This window comes from Thioclava sp. 'Guangxiensis' (assembly GCF_045348365.1).
Classification (GTDB): domain Bacteria; phylum Pseudomonadota; class Alphaproteobacteria; order Rhodobacterales; family Rhodobacteraceae; genus Thioclava; species Thioclava kandeliae.
The window spans coordinates 183,977-202,615 of sequence record NZ_CP155822.1; the positions used below are offsets into that span (position 1 = coordinate 183,977).

Sequence of the window (18,639 nt, forward strand, 5' to 3'; positions counted from 1 at the left end):
CCTTCTCTTAAACCGTCGGGATGCCGCGATCCGCGCAATCGGAGACCGTTACTTCGGCATCGATGGTGCGCAGGCCCCGCGGCAATGCGGGTGAAATGGTGTATACGGCATCTGCCCGCCAGAAACCGTCTTTGTCATCAAGGGTCGTGCGGATATGCCGCGCGAACCCGAAGCCCCTGATCAGGGAATATTGTGCCGCCGCACAGGCCGCGAATTCGGTCGCAGCCTCCGCATCGGCGCCCGGACCGCCAACCGATGCACGGAATTCCACAAGATCATCCTGCAGAAGCCGCGTCTCGACCGGCTGATAGGTCACCCCCTTGCGCGCCGCCTTGGCCGAGGCACAGCCCGACAGTCCGGCGCTAAGGCCGGCGGTCAGGAGCGCGATCTGGCTAAGGCTGGAGCGCATCGGATGTCCTTATTCCGCCGCGAGCGGCGCGTTGGCGCGGGCCTTGGCACTGGCGGACAGCTCCGCCATCAGCACCGAAGCCCGTGCGATCGGGTTGGTCAGGTAATAGTCGCGGAACGCCGGACGGAAGGTCGCTCGGCCCATGTCGCGGGTCTCGAGGGCCGTCCATTCGCTCTCGACGATTTCGTCGACGCGCGCCAGATGCGGCACGGCCGACACCATCGCGCGGCGAAGCCCCGCCAATGTGTCCCACTCCTGCTTGGCGTTCAGCTCGGCTGAAAGCGCCCGCAGGATCGCCCAGTTCTCCTTCGCCTCACCCGGCGGGTAAGCGGCGCGGAAGGCAAGCTGCGGACGGCCTTCGGTATTCACGAAGAGACCGTTTTCCTCGGTATAGCAGGCCGAGGGCAGGATGATATCGGCGCGGTTGGCGCCACGGTCGCCATGGCTGCCCTGATAGATGACCAGCGGGCCACCCTCGGAACGCGGCGCGATCTCGATCTCGTCGGCCCCGAGGTTATAGATCACCTCGGCGCCCTCGATCGCGACCGGCAGACCGCCTTCCGTGACCGCGCCCACATCCATTGCGCCCACGCGACCAGCCGCCGTGTGCAACACCAGCATCTTCGCGCCCGTGGCCATGACAGCGGCGATCACTGCCTCGCCATCGGCCTCGTTCACGGCGCCCTGCCCCACGATCACCAGCGCGCCCTCGCCCACCGACAATTCGGCCAGCGCGGCACGGTCGGTGCCCAGATGCGTGTAATCATAGGTCAGATCCGACGCTTCGCCGATCACCCTGATCTTCGCGCCGTTCAGCCAGGCCTTGCGGATTCGGGCATTGAGCACCGGCGCCTCGATACGCGGATTGGACCCGAGGATCACGATGTCCTTGGCGCCATCGATATCGGCAATCGCGGCATTGCCGATATAGGCCGAGCGGTTGCCCACGGGCAGACGCGCACCATCGGTGCGGCATTCCACGCGGCCACCTTGCGCCTCGATCAGCTGTTTCAGCGAGAAAGCGGCTTCCGTCGAGGCCAGATCACCGATCAGACCGGCAACTTTCTTGCCCCTGATCGCCTCGGCCGCCGCCGAAAGCGCCTCGCCCCAGCTTGCAGGGGTCAGCTTGCCGTCCTTGCGAATATAGGGTTTGTCGAGACGCTGGCGTTTCAGACCATCCCAGACATAGCGCGATTTATCGCCCAGCCATTCCTCGTTCACCGCATCATTGTTGCGCGGCAGGATACGCATGACCTGACGGCCCTTGGTATCGACGCGGATATTCGAGCCAAGCGCATCCATCACATCGATGGATTCGGTCTTGGTCAGCTCCCACGGACGGGCCGTAAAGGCATAGGGCTTCGAAACCAGCGCGCCCACGGGGCAGAGATCGACGATATTGCCCTGAAGATTGCTGTCGAGCGTCTGATCGAGATAGGAGGAAATCTCGCTATCCTCGCCACGGCCGGTCTGGCCCATCTGACTGATGCCCGCGACCTCGGTCGTGAAGCGCACGCAACGGGTGCAGGAGATGCAGCGCGTCATATGGGTCTCGACCAGCGGGCCGAGATTCAGCTCGGTCGCGGCCCGTTTGGGCTCGCGGTAGCGCGAGAAATCGACGCCGTAAGCCACGGCCTGATCCTGCAAGTCGCATTCGCCGCCCTGATCGCAGATCGGGCAATCGAGCGGGTGGTTGATGAGCAGGAACTCCATCACCCCTTCGCGCGCCTTCTTCACCATGGGCGATTTGGTCTTCATGACCGGCGGCTGGCCCTCGGGGCCGGGACGCAAATCACGCACCTGCATCGCGCAGGAGGCGGTGGGTTTAGGCGGACCGCCCACGACTTCTACCAGACACATCCGGCAGTTACCGGCAATCGACAGGCGCTCGTGATAACAGAACCGCGGCACTTCGATGCCTGCTTCCTCGCAGGCCTGTAGAAGTGTCAGGCCGCCATCCACCTCGTAATCGGTGCCGTCGATATTGATCTTTCTGAGGTCTGCCATGTCACAATCCGTCAGTCTGCTCGGGCGCGGTCATCCGCGCGGTGATATCTGTGCGAAGGGCCATCACTTACAGCCCCCCGGGAAGATCCAGGACCCGTCCTCGAACCGGTCATCCAGACCCGAATTCACGCCATTCGGGCCGCACCAGCCATTGACCGTCCGCTTGGCCTCGATGCCCTCATCGGCGCGGAAGGGCGTGGCCACCCGCTGCACGATCAGCCCCGAAGGCGATTGGGCGATCTGGTAGCCCTGCGGCACCCCGCGCGACACCGGAACCGGTGTCTCGGGGGCCACGAGCGGCTTGGTGTCACAGGCGGCAAGAGCCAGAAGCGCTGCCCCCAATGCCATACCGCGGGCCATATGTCCGGTCGTCACATTCATTCGGCTGCAAACGCCCCCATGCGGCCGGTCTTGCGAGCCTTGATCCGGTCCTCAATCTCCTCGCGGAAATTGCGGATGAGACCCTGGATCGGCCATGCGGAAGCGTCGCCAAGCGCGCAGATCGTGTGGCCTTCGACCTGTTTGGTCACCGATTGCAGCATGTCGATCTCTTCGATCTCGGCATCGCCGGTCACCAGACGGTCCATCAAGCGGCTCATCCAGCCGGTGCCCTCACGGCAGGGCGTGCACTGGCCGCAGCTTTCGTGATGGAAGAATTTCGACAGGCGCGCCACGGCTTTGATGACATCGGTATTCTGGTCCATGACGATCATGCAGCCGGTGCCGAACACGGTCTGTTTCTCGCGCATGCCGTCGAAATCCATGATCGCGTCCTCGCACATGGAGGCCGGCAGGATCGGACAGGACGCCCCGCCCGGAATAACCGCCTTGAGGTTCTTCCAGCCGCCGCGCACGCCGCCGCCATGTTTCTCGATCATCTCGCGCATCGACAGGCCCAGAGTCTCCTCGACGACGCAGGGCGTGTTGATATGGCCCGAGAAACCGAAGAGCTTCACGCCCACATTGTTGGGGCGGCCGAAGGACGCGAACCACTCGGGGCCACGACGCAGGATGGTGGGGGTCACGGCGATGGATTCGACGTTATTGACGGTGGTGGGGCAACCATAGAGACCCGCGCCTGCGGGGAATGGCGGCTTCATGCGGGGCATGCCCTTCTTGCCTTCGAGGCTTTCCAGAAGCGCCGTTTCCTCGCCGCAGATATAGGCGCCGGCCCCGTGATGCAGGAACACATCGAACTGGTAGCCCGAACCGCAGGCATTCGGCCCGAGGAAGCCCGCATCATAGGCCTCATCGATCGCGCGCTGCAGCGCCTCTTTCTCACGGGTATATTCCCCGCGCTGGTAGATATAGGCCGCGCGCGCGCCCATTGCGTAACCGGCAACCAGCGCCCCCTCGACCAGCGTATGCGGGTCATGACGCATGATCTCGCGGTCCTTGCAGGTCGCGGGTTCGGATTCATCTGCATTGATCACGAGGAAGGACGGACGCCCGTCGGTTTCCTTGGGCATGAAGGACCATTTCAGACCCGTCGGGAAGCCCGCGCCGCCACGGCCACGCAGGCCCGATGCCTTGATCTGGTCCACGATCCACTCGCGACCATTGGCCAGAAGACCGGCGGTATTGTCCCAATGCCCACGCTTCATCGCGCCAGCAAGCGACTGGTCATACATCCCGTAGAGGTTGGTAAAGATCCGATCCTGATCTTTCAGCATGTCACTTTCCTCACTTCCGCGGCCCTCATGGCCGGATATTGCCGGACTTCCGGCGGCAGATGCGCCGATCCGACCAGCGCGGTATACTCGTCGAGCTTGCGCTCAGTAATCATTCGTCTTTGCGCGTTCCAGAAAGGCATCCTTGCCCTCCTGCGCGATCACTTTGGCCTGTTCGACCCATTTGTCCAGCGTGCAGCGCCCTTTGAAACGCGGCACATTGGCATCGGCATAGGCCACCTCGTCGGGGCCCCATCCGGCGATCTGGTCGTAATGCCAGATGCCCCATGCGTTCAGCCGCTCTTCCAGTTTCGGGCCGATCCCCTCGATCAGCTTCAGATCGTCGGCCTGTCCCCCGCGCGGCGCCTCGAGCCCCACAGGCGCAACACCTTCGCCGCTGGCCTCCTCGGCCTCCGCATCTTCCTCGTCGGGATCATGCCAACCGGGCTGGTCCTTCTGGTGACGGATGCGGCTTTCGGCCTCGGCGGCCGTGATATCGACCTTGTCCATATGGACCTTGGCCTGCCCCTCGGCCGCCTCGAGATCCGCATCCAGCGTCTCCTTCAGTTCGGCTGCCGGCTCGCTTTTATGCGTATAGGCGAGGACCGCATCATGACCAACCGAATGGGCAGGCGGCACCGCACGCGCGGCCAGCCCCACCTCGATCTCCGCTTCCTGAAGATCGAGCGTTCCATCCACAAAAGCCCATTTCAGGAAACCACGGAACAGGAAGAACCCGATCAACCCGATAAACAGCGCCGCCAGAAATCCCGTGCCAAGATTGAACAGAAACAGGACAACGCCCAGAACAGCGCCCCAGAGAGTCGCTGTTTGTCGCGCTTGGCTCTTCATTTCGTTCAGCATCTCATTAGGCCTTTCAGGCTGCGGCATGCCCTATCGCGGGCGGTTAAAGCGGCTTGGAATCTTCGGTCGGTTTTCCTTTGGAGTCAGCTTCGGCTTCTTGTTCGGTGATACCGGTGCTATCGGCGGGCACACCCTTGGCGGGGCGCGGACCACGGGCAGCGGCCTGCTGGGCGGCGGTCTTGGGGCGCGGTTCCGCCCCCATCAGACCCACCGGCCCGATCTGGCCATTCACCTTCCAAGGCGCGGTCAGCTCGACTTCGGTCCCGTCGATCTTTTTCAGATAGGTGCCGTATTTCAGGGCGATGGAGGTCGTCGCATTATGCTCTTCCTTATCACCTTCAACCTCGACACAGGCATTCGGACCCGAGAGCGGCTCGGAGGAGAACCGCCCCTTACGCGAGCCCGGCACCGGGCGCTCTCCCGCTTTCAGCTGGTCGATCAGCTCACCGATGCTCTCTTCCGAGAGATCCTCGTAGTAATCGCGGCCGATCTGGGCCATCGGCGCATTGGCGCAGGCACCAAGGCACTCGACCTCTTCCCAGGACAGCGTGCCATCCGCCGACAGCTCGTGCGGATTGGGCGCGATCTTTTCCTTGCAGACCTTCATCAGGTCCTCGGACCCGCAGATCATGCACGACGTGGTGCCGCAGATCTGGATATGCGCGACCGAGCCCACAGGGGCCAGATGGAACATGAAGTAGAAGGTCGCAACCTCGAGCGCGCGCATGTAAGGCATCTCGAGCATATCGGCGACATACTCGATAGCCGGACGGCTCAGCCAGCCCTCCTGCTCCTGCGCGCGGAACAGCAGAGGAATGATGGCCGATGCCTGACGCCCGACCGGATATTTGGTCATCTGCGCCAACGCCCATTCATGGTTGGCGGGCGTGAACTCGAAGCTCTCGGGCTGTTCGTGATGTAGACGGCGAAGCATTAGCGGTCGACCTCCCCGAACACGATATCCATCGTGCCGATGATTGCGGCCAGATCGGCGAGCATGTGCCCCCGTCCGACATAGTCCATGGATTGCAGGTGCAGATAGCCTGGTGCGCGGATCTTGGCGCGGTAGGGCTTGTTGGTGCCGTCGGATTTGAGGAACACGCCGAATTCGCCCTTGGGCGCCTCGACGGCGGCATAGACCTCGCCCGCCGGCACCTTGAAGCCTTCGGTATAGAGCTTGAAGTGGTGGATCAGACTCTCCATCGAGGTCTTCATATCGCCGCGCTTGGGCGGCGTGATCTTGCCACGCGCCAGAATATCACCCTTTTCCACGCGCAGCTTGTCGAGCGCCTGACGGATGATCTTCACCGACTCGCGCATCTCGGCCATGCGGACGAGATAGCGGTCATAGCAATCGCCGTTCTTGCCCACCGCCACGTCGAAATCGAATTCGTCATAGCATTCATAGGGCTGGCTGCGACGCAGATCCCATGCAAGCCCCGAGCCGCGCACCATCACGCCGGAATAGCTCCAGTCGATAATGTCCTGCTCGGTGACGATGGCGATATCCACGTTCCGCTGCTTGAACACGCGGTTCTCGGTGATCAGCGTGTCGATATCGTCCAGCTTTGCGGGGAATTCCTTCGCCCATGTGTCGATATCCTCGATCAGCTCGGGCGGCAGATCCTGATGCACGCCGCCGGGCCGGAAATAGGCCGAGTGCAGACGCGCGCCACAGGCCCGCTCGTAGAAAATCATCAGCTTCTCGCGTTCCTCGAAGCCCCAGAGCGGCGGCGTCAGCGCGCCCACATCCATGGCTTGGGTCGTCACGTTCAGCAGGTGGTTGAGCACACGCCCGATCTCGCAGAAGAGCACACGGATCAGCGAGGCACGGCGCGGCACCTCGGTGCCGGTCAGCTTCTCGATCGCGAGGCACCACGCATGTTCCTGATTCATCGGCGCAACATAATCGAGCCGGTCGAAATAGGGCAGGTTCTGCAGATAGGTGCGGCTTTCCATCAGCTTCTCGGTGCCGCGATGCAGCAGGCCGATATGCGGGTCCACACGTTCCACGATCTCGCCGTCAAGCTCGACCACCATCCGCAGAACGCCGTGCGCGGCAGGGTGCTGGGGACCGAAGTTGAGGTTGAAGTTCCGGATACGCTGCTCGCCGGTCAGGGCGTCCTGCGTGCCGTCGTCATAATGGTTCTGCCGGATATCGCCGTCCATCATGCGCCCATCTCCATGCAAATCTTGGCCATTACTTCGCCCCCTTCTCGTCGCCCGGAAGGATGTATTTCGCCCCTTCCCACGGGCTGAGGAAGTCGAACTGGCGGTATTCCTGAACAAGCTTCACAGGCTCGTAGACTACGCGCTTTTGCACCTCGTCCCAACGCACCTCGACATAGCCGGTGGTGGGGAAGTCCTTGCGCAGCGGGTGGCCACGGAAGCCGTAATCGGTCAGCAGGCGGCGCAGGTCGGGATGGCCCGAGAACAGGATCCCGAACATGTCGAAGACCTCGCGCTCGAACCAGTTGGCGCATCTATGCACCTCGGTGATCGAGGGGACCATCTCGTCGGCGCGGACCTCGGCCTTCACGCGGATGCGCTGGTTGCGATACATCGACAGGAACTGCCAGACCATATCGAAACGCTTGGCGCGCTGCGGGTAATCCACCGCCGTCAGATCGGTGAGCGAGGAGAACATGCAATTGGGGTCTTCCTTGAGGAAGGCCACGAAATTCGCGATCCCCGAAAGCGTCACATTCACCGTCAGCTCGCCAAAGGCGATTTCGGTCGAGAGCACGTCATCGGGACGGCGCATCTCGATATGCGCGGCCAGCTCGGCCAGCGCATCGGTTTTGGTATCGGTTGCGTCAGTGGTCATCTGCGTCCCTCCTCAGCGCACCAGCGTGCCGGTGCGGCGGATCTTGCGTTGCAGCTGCAGCAGCCCGTAGAGCAGCGCCTCCGCCGTGGGCGGGCAGCCCGGCACATAGATATCCACGGGCACGATGCGGTCACAGCCGCGCACGACCGAATAGCTATAGTGATAATAGCCACCACCATTCGCGCAGGAGCCCATCGAGATCACATAGCGCGGCTCGGGCATCTGGTCATAGACCTTGCGCAAAGCGGGCGCCATCTTGTTGGTCAGGGTGCCTGCCACGATCATCAGGTCCGACTGGCGCGGGCTGGCGCGTGGGGCCATGCCGAAACGTTCCACGTCATAGCGCGGCATCGATACCTGCATCATCTCGACGGCGCAGCAGGCCAGTCCGAAGGTCATCCAGTGCAGCGAGCCATTGCGTGCCCAGTTGATCACATCCTCGGTGGAGGTCAGCAGGAAGCCTTTGTCCTGCAACTCCTTGTTGATCGCTTGCGTGGCGAATTCCTTGTCCACGGCGGCGGTATTGGCAGAGGTCATCACGCCCATTCCAGCGCCCCTTTCTTCCATTCATAGGCAAAGCCCACGGTCAGCACGGCCAAGAAGACCATCATCGACCAGAACCCCGTCATCGACAGATCAGCAAAGGACACAGCCCAAGGGAAGAGGAAGGCCACTTCCAGATCGAAGATGATGAAGAGGATCGAGACGAGGTAGAAGCGCACGTCGAATTTCATGCGCGCATCGTCAAATGCATTGAAGCCGCATTCGTAGGCCGACACTTTCTCGGGGTCGGGATTGCGGATCGCGATGACCGCAGCAGCCCCCAGAAGCAGAAGCGCCAACGCAATGGCAACGCACAAAAAGATGAGGATGGGAAGATATTCGCGCAGGTAGTCGTGCACTGTCTGGCTCCCTAGACTCGCGACGTATCGTCGCGCCGGTTCAAGCTGCGGTGAGCAATAGACGTGTGTCGCACCGGGGTCAACAGATGTCGGGGTAATTTCGTATCTTTCGAGGCATCCGGCCCTCCGGCCCGGTCACGAAAAAACGAATATCGACAATAAGATCCGGTTTACACCTCGCCGTCCAACTCCCCTTTCAGGATATGATATGACAGCTAGCGGGCAAGCGTGAATCGACCGTTTATGACGAAATCTTTTCGTGAAAAAGATGTATCGATTAACCCTGTTTCTGCCAAACAACTCGTTTCGCTTGAAAAAATGCCTCTTGAACTTTTTATAAAGCCGTCCCATCTCAGGCGGTTTTTTACAAAATTACTGAGCATCGCTAGGATTTTATGCACAATCCTGGGTTATATCACCGGCGTTTTTAACAACTCCGCGCGAATGATCCGCGAAATCAGCGAGATATCCTCGGGATCGAAGCTCAATGGCAGGCGCATATCGACCAGGGTATCGAGCACCGCCCCTGCCCGCGGCAGATCTGCCTCGGGCACATAGCGCCAACTCTCATGGCGGGAGGTAAAGCCCATCGGCTCGCGCGCGCCGAACCATTTCAGCTCCACGCCGCGCGCAAGGCAGCGGGTGATGAAATCCACCACCATCGCGGCAGAGAACCCCGGCAGCCGGAACTGGAAAGACGATCCCACAAAGGATTCGCCCTCGGGCCGCGCGACGAGTTGCAGCCGCTCGAGATCTGCAAGCCCCGCTTCCATCCGCCGGTAAAGCGCATTCCAGCGTGCGATCTGCGCGGGCAGATCGGCCAGCTGCGGGCGCAGGATTGCGGCGCGCAGGTTGTCCATCCGTCCCGACACATTGGGCGTGTCATATTTCAGATGCTCGAAATACCCGTTTGCGGGAGCGGCACGATGGCGGGGATAGAGCATATAGCTTCCCGACAGCAGGATCGCCCGCGCCATCACCATCGGATCGTCGCTGACGATCAGCCCGCCCTCCCCCGAATTCATATGCTTGTAGGTCTGGGTCGAATAGCAGCCGATCAGCCCATGCCGCCCGGAGGGCGTGCCCTTCCACGCCGCGCCCATCGTATGCGCGCAATCCTCGATCACCGTCAGCCCGTGGCGCCCGGCAATCGCCATCAGCCGGTCCATGTCACAGATATGGCCGCGCATATGGCTGAGCATCAAGACCCGCGCCTGATCCGCCTTGGCCTCCAGATCGTCGAGATCGATCACCAGATCCTCGGTCACCTCCACCAGCACCGGCACGCCGCCAACACTCGCAATCGCACCCGGCACTGGGGCGAGTGTGAAAGCATTTGTCAGCACCTTCTCGCCGTGTTTCAGCTCGATCGCGCGTAACGCACAGGCCAGCGCATAGCCCCCCGAGGCCACAGCCAGCGCAAAGCGCGCCCCGGTAAAATCGGCAAACTCGACTTCCAGATCGGCCACCTCGCCATGCTCGCCCGGCAATGTGTTGTAGCGGTGGAGCCGCCCGTGCCGCATCACCTCCACCGCGCGGGCGATCGCCGCCTCCGGCAGGGGCTCCTGCTGGGTGAAGGGCTTTCGGAAGATCTCGTCGCTCATATGCGCGTCCTCTGGCGATGCGGTTCTGGCCTTGCGAATATCAATGCAGCATTTGCACCCTCAGGCAAGTTTCGGCAGCAACTGCGCCACAAGATTGGGTAGGATTGCATAGCTGGCCATCGACGCCTCGGGCTTGAGCCGCAGGATCTCCTCTCCCTCGGGGCCGAAGGTCACCAGCACACAGGGCACGCCCACGGCCTCGGCCGTCTTGCGGTCGGTCACCGTATCGCCGATCAGGATCGAGCGCCCCACATCGCCGCCCGCCTGCACGACAGAGGCGATATAGGGTGCGGGGTCGGGCTTGCGGGTGGGCAGCGTATCGGCACCGATCAGCGCATCGAAGAGCGGCGCGATGCCTAGCTCCGCCACCAGCTTCACGGCCAGTGCCTCGGGTTTATTGGTGCAGATCGCGGTCTTGTAGCCCGCCGCGCGGAGTGCCTCGATGGCTGCGCGCGCGCCCGGATAGAGCTGCGTATGAACGCAGATATGCTGGTCGTAATGGCCAAGGAGAGCTTCGAAGTCCTCCTCGATCGCGGCCTCGATATCGGCAATCCCCGCCCGTTCGAACCCCTCGCGCAGCATCGCACGCCCGCCATGGAAGGCGATGAGCGCATCCGCCTCCGGATCGAGCCGCGCCTCCAGACCGCGTTCGGCAAAGCAGGCATTGGCCGCCGCCAGAAGATCGGCCGAGGTATCGGCGAGCGTTCCATCCAGATCGAAGACTACGGTTTCCATCTTGTCCTTCCTGCCCCGCTACCGAGGGCCAATTGAAACACGGCGAAAGACGACGTGATGATCAGGCACCTTGCGGCGCGTCCGACTATGGGTAAAACGGGGATGAGCAGAAGAAAAGGCCAGAAGAAAAGGCAGACCCATGGCGAACGCGCTGATCATCCTTGCCGCAGGGCAAGGCACCCGCATGAATTCCGACCTGCCCAAAGTGCTGCATCAGGTGGGCCGCGCGCCGCTGGTGGCCCATGCGCTGGCCGCAGGGCGCGCCCTCGATCCCGAGCGCGTGGTGACCGTCACCGGCCACGGGGCCGAGCTGGTCGAAAAGGCCGTAGCGGAATGGGCCCCCGAGGCACAATGCGTGCGTCAGGACGAACAGCTGGGCACCGGCCATGCCGTGGCGCAGGCCCTGCCCCATCTTGATGGCTATCATGGCCGGGTGATCGTGCTCTATGGCGACACCCCCTTCATCCGCCCCGAAACGCTGGAAGCGATGGCCGAGTCGGATGCCGCCGTTACCGTGCTGGGGTTCGAGGCCGAGGATCCGGGCCGCTACGGGCGGCTGGTAACCCATGGCCATGCCCTCGAGCGGATCGTCGAATACAAGGACGCCACCGAGGAAGAACGCGAGATCACCCTGTGCAATTCGGGTGTCATCGCCTGCGATGCGGTGCTGCTGACCGAGCTGGTGCAGGGGCTGGGTAATGACAATGCGGCGGGCGAATATTATCTCACAGATATCGTGGGCATGGCGCGGGCGCGCGGGCTGACCACCGAGGTGGTGACCTGCGACGAGGAAGAGACGCTGGGCATCAATACCCGCTTCGAGCTTTCCGTGGCCGAGGATCTGTTCCAGGACCGCCAGCGCGCCGACGCGCTCGAGAACGGCGTGAGCATGGTCGACCCCTCCACCGTCTATTTCGCGCTCGACACCTATCTGGGGCGCGATGTCACCGTGGGGCCGAATGTCGTCTTCGGCACCGGCGTCACCGTGGAGTCGGGGGCCGCCATCGAGGCCTTCTGCCATCTGGAAGGCTGCCATATCTCGCGTGGCGCGACGGTCGGGCCCTTCGCCCGCCTGCGTCCCGGCGCGGAACTGGCCGAAAACGTCCATGTCGGCAATTTCGTCGAGGTGAAGAACTCCTCGCTCGCCGAGGGCGTGAAGGTGGGCCACCTGACCTATCTGGGCGATGCCGAGATCGGCGCGCGCAGCAATATCGGCGCGGGCACCATCACCTGCAACTATGACGGCGTCTTCAAGCATCGCACCGTGATCGGTCAGGATGCGTTCATCGGATCGTCGACAATGCTGGTTGCCCCCGTCACCGTCGGCAATCAGGCGCTGACCGGCTCGGGCTCGGTCATCACCGAGAACGTCCCCGACGAGGCACTGGCCATCGCCCGCGGCCAGCAGGTCAACAAGCCCGGTCTTGCAGCAAAACTCATGGCGAAGCTGCGCGCCGCCAAAGCGAAAGGCTGAGATATGTGCGGAATCATCGGCGTCCTCGGCACGCATGAAGTCTCCCCCCTACTGGTCGAAAGCCTCAAGCGGCTGGAATATCGCGGCTATGACAGCGCAGGCATTGCCACGATCAACGAGGGCCGCCTCGACCGTCGCCGCGCGGTGGGCAAACTGTGGAACCTCTCGGATCTTCTGGTCCACGAACCGCTGCCGGGCAAATCGGGCATCGGCCATACCCGCTGGGCCACCCATGGCGCGGCCACAGTGGCCAACGCGCATCCGCATCGTTCGGGTCCGGTGGCGGTGGTCCATAACGGCATCATCGAGAATTTCCGCGAGCTGCGGGCCGAGCTGGCTGAAGCCGGCATCACCCCCGAGACCGAAACCGATACCGAAACCGTCGCCCAGCTGACCCGCCTGATGATGGATCGCGGCATGGCGCCGCGCGAGGCCGCTGTCGCCACGCTGAAAAAGCTCGAGGGTGCCTTCGCGCTTCTGTGGCTCTTTGACGGTGAGGCCGATCTGATGATCGCCGCCCGCAAGGGCTCGCCTCTTGCCATCGGTCATGGCGATGGCGAGATGTTCGTGGGCTCGGATGCCATCGCGCTCTCGCCGATGACCGACCGTATCACCTATCTCGAAGAGGGCGATTACGCCTTCATCACCCGTGCGGGCGCCGAGATCTTCGATCACGAGGGCCGCCGCGCCAATCGCGACGAGGCCCGCATCGATCTGGGCCAGACCCGCGTCGAGAAAGGCGGTTACAAGCATTTCATGGCCAAGGAGATCGCCGAACAGCCGGTGGTTCTGGCCGATGCGCTGACCCATTATCTGCAGGGCGATACGATCAACCTGCCGGAAACAGTCGATTTTACGGGGATCGAACGGCTGACGCTGGTGGCCTGTGGCACCGCCTTCTATGCCTGCCAGACCGCCAAATACTGGTTCGAGAAACTCGCGGGCATTCCCTGCGAGATCGATGTGGCCTCCGAGTTCCGCTACCGCGAGCCGCCAATGCCCGCCCGTTCGGTGGCGCTGTTTGTCAGCCAGTCGGGCGAGACCGCCGATACGCTGGCCGCCCTGCGCTATTGCAACGAGAAGGTCGAGAAGACCATCGCCGTCATCAATGTGCCGACCTCGACCATGGCGCGCGAGGCCGATATCGCCCTGCCGATCCATGCCGGTATCGAGGTGGGCGTGGCCTCGACCAAGGCGTTCACCTGCCAGCTTCTCACGCTGGCCGTGCTGGCGCTGAAGGCGGGGCTCGACTGCGGGCATCTCAGCCCCGAGGCGGCCCGTAAACATATGGAGGTGCTGCGCGCCCTGCCCGGCCTGATGAATGCGGGCCTCGGTATCGGCGAGCGCATCGCCGAGCTGTCGAACCAGCTGGCCGAAGCGCAGGATATCCTCTTCCTCGGGCGCGGTCCGCTTTATCCGCTGGCCATGGAAGGTGCGCTGAAACTCAAGGAAATCAGCTATATCCACGCCGAAGGCTATGCCAGCGGCGAGCTGAAACACGGGCCTATCGCTTTGATCGAGCGCACCGTGCCGGTGATCGTCTTCGCCCCCCATGACGGGCTCTTCGACAAGACCGTGTCGAACATGCAGGAGGTCATGGCGCGCCATGGCAAGGTGCTGCTGGTGTCCGATGCCCAAGGTCTGGCCGAGGCCTCCGAGGGCACATGGGCCACGCTGCAACTTCCGGAAGTGCTTGAACCATGGGCGCCGATCCTCTATGCGCTACCAGCTCAGCTTCTGGCCTATCACACCGCCATCGCCAAAGGCACGGATGTGGACCAGCCCCGCAACCTTGCAAAATCGGTGACTGTCGAATGAGCCGCAAACGTGGGGGCCGCAAAGGCCCTAAACCCGAGATCCTTCAGGATGATGGCACCCGCTTGCCCCCCGAGGAAGCCGCAAAACTCAGCGCCGAGGCCGCAGCTTACGCCGCCTCCGACGCCGATTACGAATATTTCGAGGAAGAGGCAGAGGCGGAGGATGCCCTGCCTCCGCCCACGATCGAGGACGCGCTCTATGCGCTCGAGGCATGGGCGGATGCCGATCGCGCCGCCCAGATAAAGGCCCAGACCGGCACCAGCTGCCGCGTGATCGGCGTCACGGCGACCGGCATCACCGATATGGCCGCCATGTGGCGCGAGGCGCTCGACAATGAGGGCCGCGTGAGCCTGGCCCACGAGCTCTGGCAATCGGGCATCTTTGAGGCCCGCATCGCCGCCGCCAAGTTGCTGACTCAGGCGCGGATGCGCCCTGACGATATGGCATGGCAACTCCTGACCCAATGGATCGAGGAGGCCGATTGCTTCGCGCTGATCGATGCGCTGTGCAAACCGGCTGCCAAACGCCTGCAGGGCAATCTGGCGCGCCTAAGCCAGCTCGATGCCTGGGCCGCCGACGGCCAGCCGACCCTCTCCGGCGATCTCGAGGAAGACGAGCTCGATGATGACGCAATCGAACCACCCCAAGGCCCTGTCGGTCCGAAGATCGCGATCTTCCTGATGACGCGCCCCTATACCAAGCTGCGCAACCCCAAGCCCGAAGACCACCGCGTGCAGGATCACCTGCTGACGCTGGCCGCACGGCTTGCCCCCGGCGCACCGGTCGAGCTGTCGCGTGCCATCGGGCGCTGGCTGGCGGATCTGGCCAAGTTCGAGCGCGCCCGCGTCGAACATTTCCTCGCCACGCAGGAACATCTGCCGCGCACGCTGCGCCGCGAGGCCCAGAACGGTCTTTGAGCATTCCAGCGTCTCTAAATATCCTCGGGGGATGAATTTCATAGTCCCCGACTATGAAAGAAGGGGGCGAGATCGCCCCCTTTTCTACATCAGCCGGTTCCGCATCGGCAGCCGGATCACGCGACTTTTGCCGCACCCCGCCGCGCCATGGCCCAAGACCGCACCGCATGGCCGAACGCCTCGAACAGCGGCCGAGAGACCGGATCTTGCGCCGCGCGATGTTCGGGATGCCATTGCACCGCCATCGTGAAGCCCGGCGCGTCCTTCACATAGATCGCTTCCATCGTGCCGTCCTCGGTGCGGCCCTCGACCACGATCCGCGGACCGGGGATCATGATCCCCTGCCCGTGCAGCGAGTTGGTCTCGACCTCCTCTGCCCCGAAGATCCGCGCAAACCGCCCGCCCGGCGTCAGCTGCACCATATGACGGTTGGAGAAGCCCTCATCGAGCGGCACATCCACCGGCATCCGGTGATTACGCCGGCCCGGCAGCTCACGGATCTCGGGATGCAGCGTCGAGCCCATCGCCACCGCGATCTCCTGAAACCCGCGGCAGATCCCGAAGACCGGCTGGCCGGTGGCCACACAGGCGCGCACCAGCTCCAGCGCGATGGCGTCGCGCTTGCGATCGAAGGTGCCATGCGCCTCGGTCTCCTCATCACCATATTCTGACGGGTGCACATTGGGCCGCCCGCCCGGCAGCAGGAACCCGTCACAGGTCTCCATCAGCTCGGCCACGGTCATCCAGCAGGGATCGGGCGGGATGATCATCGGGATACAGCCCGAAACCTCCGCCACCGCATCGCAGACCATCGTGCCCACCTCATGGACGGGATAGCGATCATTGATCAGTCCGGTATTTCCGATGATGCCTACGATGGGTCTGGTCATGCCTGCTCTCCTTTGACGGACAAGCTAGGCAGTCCGGCTACGCAGGAAAAGGCCTCAAATGCGCAGCAAATGTGCGCAATGGCGAAGAGACCTCACGCTCTGCGCACCTTAGGCCATATTTCACAGCCCTGCCCGATAAAAGAGCACATAAAAACTGGATCTGCCCGCCGCGCAGGCAGATCCGGAACGGCGCCGAGATCAGTGGGCCGCCTTCCATTGCAGCCGGCGGTGATGCAGGACCGGCTCGGTATAGCCCGAGGGCTGGTTGCGGCCCTGAAAGATCAGATCGCAGGCCGCCTGGAACGCCACACCATTATAATCGGGCGCCATCGGCACATAGGACGGATCCCCCGCATTCTGGCGGTCCACCACTTCCGCCATCTCGCGCAAACCATGCATCACAGCCTCTTCCGAGACCACACCATGATGGAGCCAGTTCGAGAGCGCCTGCGCCGAGATCCGGCAGGTCGCGCGGTCTTCCATCAGCCCCACATCATGGATATCTGGCACTTTGGAGCAGCCCACCCCCTGATCGACCCAGCGCACCACATAGCCCAGAATCCCCTGGGCATTGTTGCGCACCTCGCGGGCGATCTCTTCCTCGGAGAAATTGCGCCCGACGGCCACCGGAATGCTGAGAAGATCCTCAAGGCGCGCAGGCCGGTTCTCGGCAGCAATCTCGCGCTGGCGGGCCAGCACATCGACTGCGTGGTAATGCGTGGCATGGAGCGTGGCCGCAGTGGGCGACGGCACCCAGGCGCAATTGGCGCCCGCCTTCGGGTGGCCGATCTTCTGCTCGAGCATCGCCGCCATCAGATCGGGCATGGCCCACATGCCCTTGCCGATCTGCGCCCGTCCCGACAGCCCGCAGCGCAACCCGATATCCACATTGCGATCTTCATAGGCGGCAATCCATGCCTGCCCCTTCATCTCGCCCTTGGGAAGCATCGGACCCGCTTCCATCGAGGTGTGGATCTCGTCACCGGTGCGGTCGAGGAAGCCCGTATTGATGAAGGCCACCCGATGTTTGGCCGCGCGGATACATTCCTTCAGGTTGACCGAGGTGCGGCGCTCCTCATCCATGATGCCAAGCTTTACGGTATAGCGCGGCAGGCCCAGCACCTCCTCGACATGGTCGAACACCGCGCAGGCAAAGGCGACCTCCTCCGGCCCGTGCATCTTGGGCTTCACTACATAGACCGACCCCGTTTCCGAGTTGCGCGGACCAGCCGTCTTGGCCAGATCGGGCATGGCGCAAAGCACGGTCACCAGCGCATCCATCAGCCCTTCGGGGATCTCGCGCCCGTCCGCATCAAGGATGGCAGGGTTGGTCATCAGGTGTCCGACATTGCGCACCAGCATCATCGAGCGGCCCTTGAGCATACCCTCTCCGCCTTCAGGCAAGGTGATCTCCAGATCGGGGTTCAGAGCACGGGTGAAGGTCCGGCCCTCCTTCTCGACGCTCTCGGTCAGATCGCCCGCCATCAAGCCCAGCCAGTTGCCATAGGCCAGAACCTTATCCTCGGCATCGACAGCGGCGACCGAATCCTCGCAATCCATGATCGCCGAGATCGCGGCTTCCATCACCACATCCGAGATATGCGCCGGATCGGTGCGCCCGATGGAATGGCTCGCATCGATCTTCACGATCACATGCAGCCCGTTATTCTTCAGGACCACTGCGGTCGGCGCATCCTGCGCTCCCTGATAGCCCGCGAATTGCGCGGGGTTCATCAGGCCTGTCATGTCATCGGTGGTCACGAACAGCCCGCCATTTGCCACCGTGATCGCAGTGACATCCGCCCATTTGCCCGACACAAGCGGGAAGGTTCTATCCAGAAACGCCTTGGCCGCCGCGACAACGCGCGCGCCCCGTGCGGCATCGAACCCCTTGCCCGCGGGAAGGTCGCCAAGCGCATCGGTGCCATAATAGGCGTCATACAAGGAGCCCCAGCGGGCATTGGCCGCGTTGAGCGCGTAGCGCGCATTCATGATCGGCACCACCAACTGCGGTCCGCAGATCTGCGCGAATTCCGGATCGGTCGCGGGGGTTTCCACGGTGAAATCCTCGCCCTCGGGCAGGAGGTATCCGATCTCCTCCAGATAGGCCTTATAGGCCGCCGCGTCATGGGGCTGGCCGCGCCGCTCCAGATGCCACGCATCCAGTCGGGACTGCATTTTCTCGCGCGTTTCCAGCAGATCACGGTTCTTCGGCGCGAACTCGGCCATCAGAACCGACATCCCCGCCCAGAATCGCGCGGGGGCGACCCCGCTTTGCGGCAAGGCCCGCCCCTCGATGAACTCGGCCAGTTCCCTGGCAACCTGCAATCCTGCGCGTTCGATCCGTTCGACCATCGCGACCTCCTTATATCTGTAACTTGGCTTACAACCTGACGATAGATAGCCGCCCTGTCCAGAGACACAAAGGCCCCCGCACAAACACATGACCCTGTCTTGAACCTCCCCGCGCCCGCGCCTACCCTGTGCCGCCAGACAATACGTCACGAGACGAAGCAAAGGAG

The 18,639-nt window shown here is 62.9% G+C and carries 17 protein-coding genes; 3 read left to right on the forward strand and 14 right to left on the reverse strand.

Going from position 1 to position 18,639, the window contains the following annotated elements:
• Positions 1 to 7 precede the first annotated feature (7 nt).
• From ABEB22_RS00895 to ABEB22_RS00950, 12 genes are all read right to left on the reverse strand, one after another.
• Positions 8 to 409: a hypothetical protein gene (locus ABEB22_RS00895; protein WP_350934394.1), complete on the reverse strand. Its 402-nt coding sequence runs from the start codon at positions 407 to 409 to the stop codon at positions 8 to 10.
• A gap of 9 nt (positions 410 to 418) precedes the next feature.
• The gene (gene nuoG, locus ABEB22_RS00900) at positions 419 to 2,416 is read right to left on the reverse strand and encodes an NADH-quinone oxidoreductase subunit NuoG (protein WP_406870639.1); all 1,998 of its coding nucleotides are present in this window, start codon (positions 2,414 to 2,416) and stop codon (positions 419 to 421) included.
• 63 nt (positions 2,417 to 2,479) lie between these two features.
• The gene (locus tag ABEB22_RS00905) at positions 2,480 to 2,776 is read right to left on the reverse strand and encodes a hypothetical protein (RefSeq protein WP_339112189.1); all 297 of its coding nucleotides are present in this window, start codon (positions 2,774 to 2,776) and stop codon (positions 2,480 to 2,482) included.
• A gap of 17 nt (positions 2,777 to 2,793) precedes the next feature.
• A complete protein-coding gene (gene nuoF / locus ABEB22_RS00910; RefSeq protein ID WP_339112188.1) occupies positions 2,794 to 4,089 on the reverse strand; it encodes an NADH-quinone oxidoreductase subunit NuoF in 1,296 nt (431 codons plus the stop codon).
• Between the two features lie 102 nt (positions 4,090 to 4,191).
• On the reverse strand, positions 4,192 to 4,950 hold the full coding sequence (locus ABEB22_RS00915; protein ID WP_339112187.1) for a hypothetical protein: 759 nt from the start codon (positions 4,948 to 4,950) through the stop codon (positions 4,192 to 4,194).
• 43 nt (positions 4,951 to 4,993) lie between these two features.
• The gene (nuoE, locus tag ABEB22_RS00920; RefSeq protein WP_339112186.1) at positions 4,994 to 5,884 is read right to left on the reverse strand and encodes an NADH-quinone oxidoreductase subunit NuoE; all 891 of its coding nucleotides are present in this window, start codon (positions 5,882 to 5,884) and stop codon (positions 4,994 to 4,996) included.
• Entirely contained in the window at positions 5,884 to 7,122 is a 1,239-nt protein-coding gene (locus ABEB22_RS00925) for an NADH-quinone oxidoreductase subunit D (protein WP_339112185.1), read from the reverse strand. Before ABEB22_RS00925 ends, nuoE begins: the two co-directional genes overlap by 1 nt.
• Before the next feature lie 28 nt (positions 7,123 to 7,150).
• On the reverse strand, positions 7,151 to 7,777 hold the full coding sequence (locus ABEB22_RS00930) for an NADH-quinone oxidoreductase subunit C (RefSeq protein ID WP_339112184.1): 627 nt from the start codon (positions 7,775 to 7,777) through the stop codon (positions 7,151 to 7,153).
• Positions 7,778 to 7,789: 12 nt separating this feature from the next.
• Complete coding sequence (locus ABEB22_RS00935) at positions 7,790 to 8,323, reverse strand: NADH-quinone oxidoreductase subunit B family protein (RefSeq protein ID WP_339112183.1); 534 nt, start codon at positions 8,321 to 8,323, stop codon at positions 7,790 to 7,792.
• On the reverse strand, positions 8,314 to 8,679 hold the full coding sequence (locus ABEB22_RS00940) for an NADH-quinone oxidoreductase subunit A (RefSeq protein WP_339112182.1): 366 nt from the start codon (positions 8,677 to 8,679) through the stop codon (positions 8,314 to 8,316). The genes ABEB22_RS00935 and ABEB22_RS00940 overlap by 10 nt, the downstream gene beginning before the upstream one ends.
• A 410-nt stretch (positions 8,680 to 9,089) precedes the next feature.
• A complete protein-coding gene (locus ABEB22_RS00945) occupies positions 9,090 to 10,283 on the reverse strand; it encodes a DegT/DnrJ/EryC1/StrS family aminotransferase (protein WP_406870640.1) in 1,194 nt (397 codons plus the stop codon).
• 60 nt (positions 10,284 to 10,343) lie between these two features.
• A complete protein-coding gene (locus ABEB22_RS00950) occupies positions 10,344 to 11,018 on the reverse strand; it encodes an HAD hydrolase-like protein (protein WP_350934407.1) in 675 nt (224 codons plus the stop codon).
• 139 nt (positions 11,019 to 11,157) lie between these two features.
• On the opposite strand from ABEB22_RS00950, the gene glmU reads away from it, so the two are divergent.
• Genes glmU through ABEB22_RS00965 form a run of 3 tightly spaced genes read left to right on the forward strand, consistent with a single transcriptional unit; the run spans position 11,158 to position 15,227 of the window.
• Positions 11,158 to 12,492 carry a bifunctional UDP-N-acetylglucosamine diphosphorylase/glucosamine-1-phosphate N-acetyltransferase GlmU gene (gene glmU, locus ABEB22_RS00955; protein WP_339112179.1) on the forward strand — a complete coding sequence of 445 codons (1,335 nt, stop codon included), beginning with the start codon at positions 11,158 to 11,160 and terminating at the stop codon, positions 12,490 to 12,492.
• Between the two features lie 3 nt (positions 12,493 to 12,495).
• A complete protein-coding gene (gene glmS / locus ABEB22_RS00960) occupies positions 12,496 to 14,310 on the forward strand; it encodes a glutamine--fructose-6-phosphate transaminase (isomerizing) (RefSeq protein WP_406870641.1) in 1,815 nt (604 codons plus the stop codon).
• Positions 14,307 to 15,227: a DNA alkylation repair protein gene (locus tag ABEB22_RS00965; protein WP_406870642.1), complete on the forward strand. Its 921-nt coding sequence runs from the start codon at positions 14,307 to 14,309 to the stop codon at positions 15,225 to 15,227. Before glmS ends, ABEB22_RS00965 begins: the two co-directional genes overlap by 4 nt.
• Positions 15,228 to 15,343: 116 nt before the next feature.
• Here the strand turns inward: ABEB22_RS00965 and ABEB22_RS00970 are convergent, their stop codons facing one another.
• Together ABEB22_RS00970 and ABEB22_RS00975 are read right to left on the reverse strand one after the other, a co-directional pair.
• Positions 15,344 to 16,117, reverse strand: a complete 774-nt coding sequence (locus tag ABEB22_RS00970) for a gamma-glutamyl-gamma-aminobutyrate hydrolase family protein (protein ID WP_339112176.1) — start codon at positions 16,115 to 16,117, stop codon at positions 15,344 to 15,346.
• A gap of 198 nt (positions 16,118 to 16,315) precedes the next feature.
• Entirely contained in the window at positions 16,316 to 18,472 is a 2,157-nt protein-coding gene (locus tag ABEB22_RS00975) for a malate synthase G (RefSeq protein WP_406870643.1), read from the reverse strand.
• Positions 18,473 to 18,639: the final 167 nt, after the last annotated feature.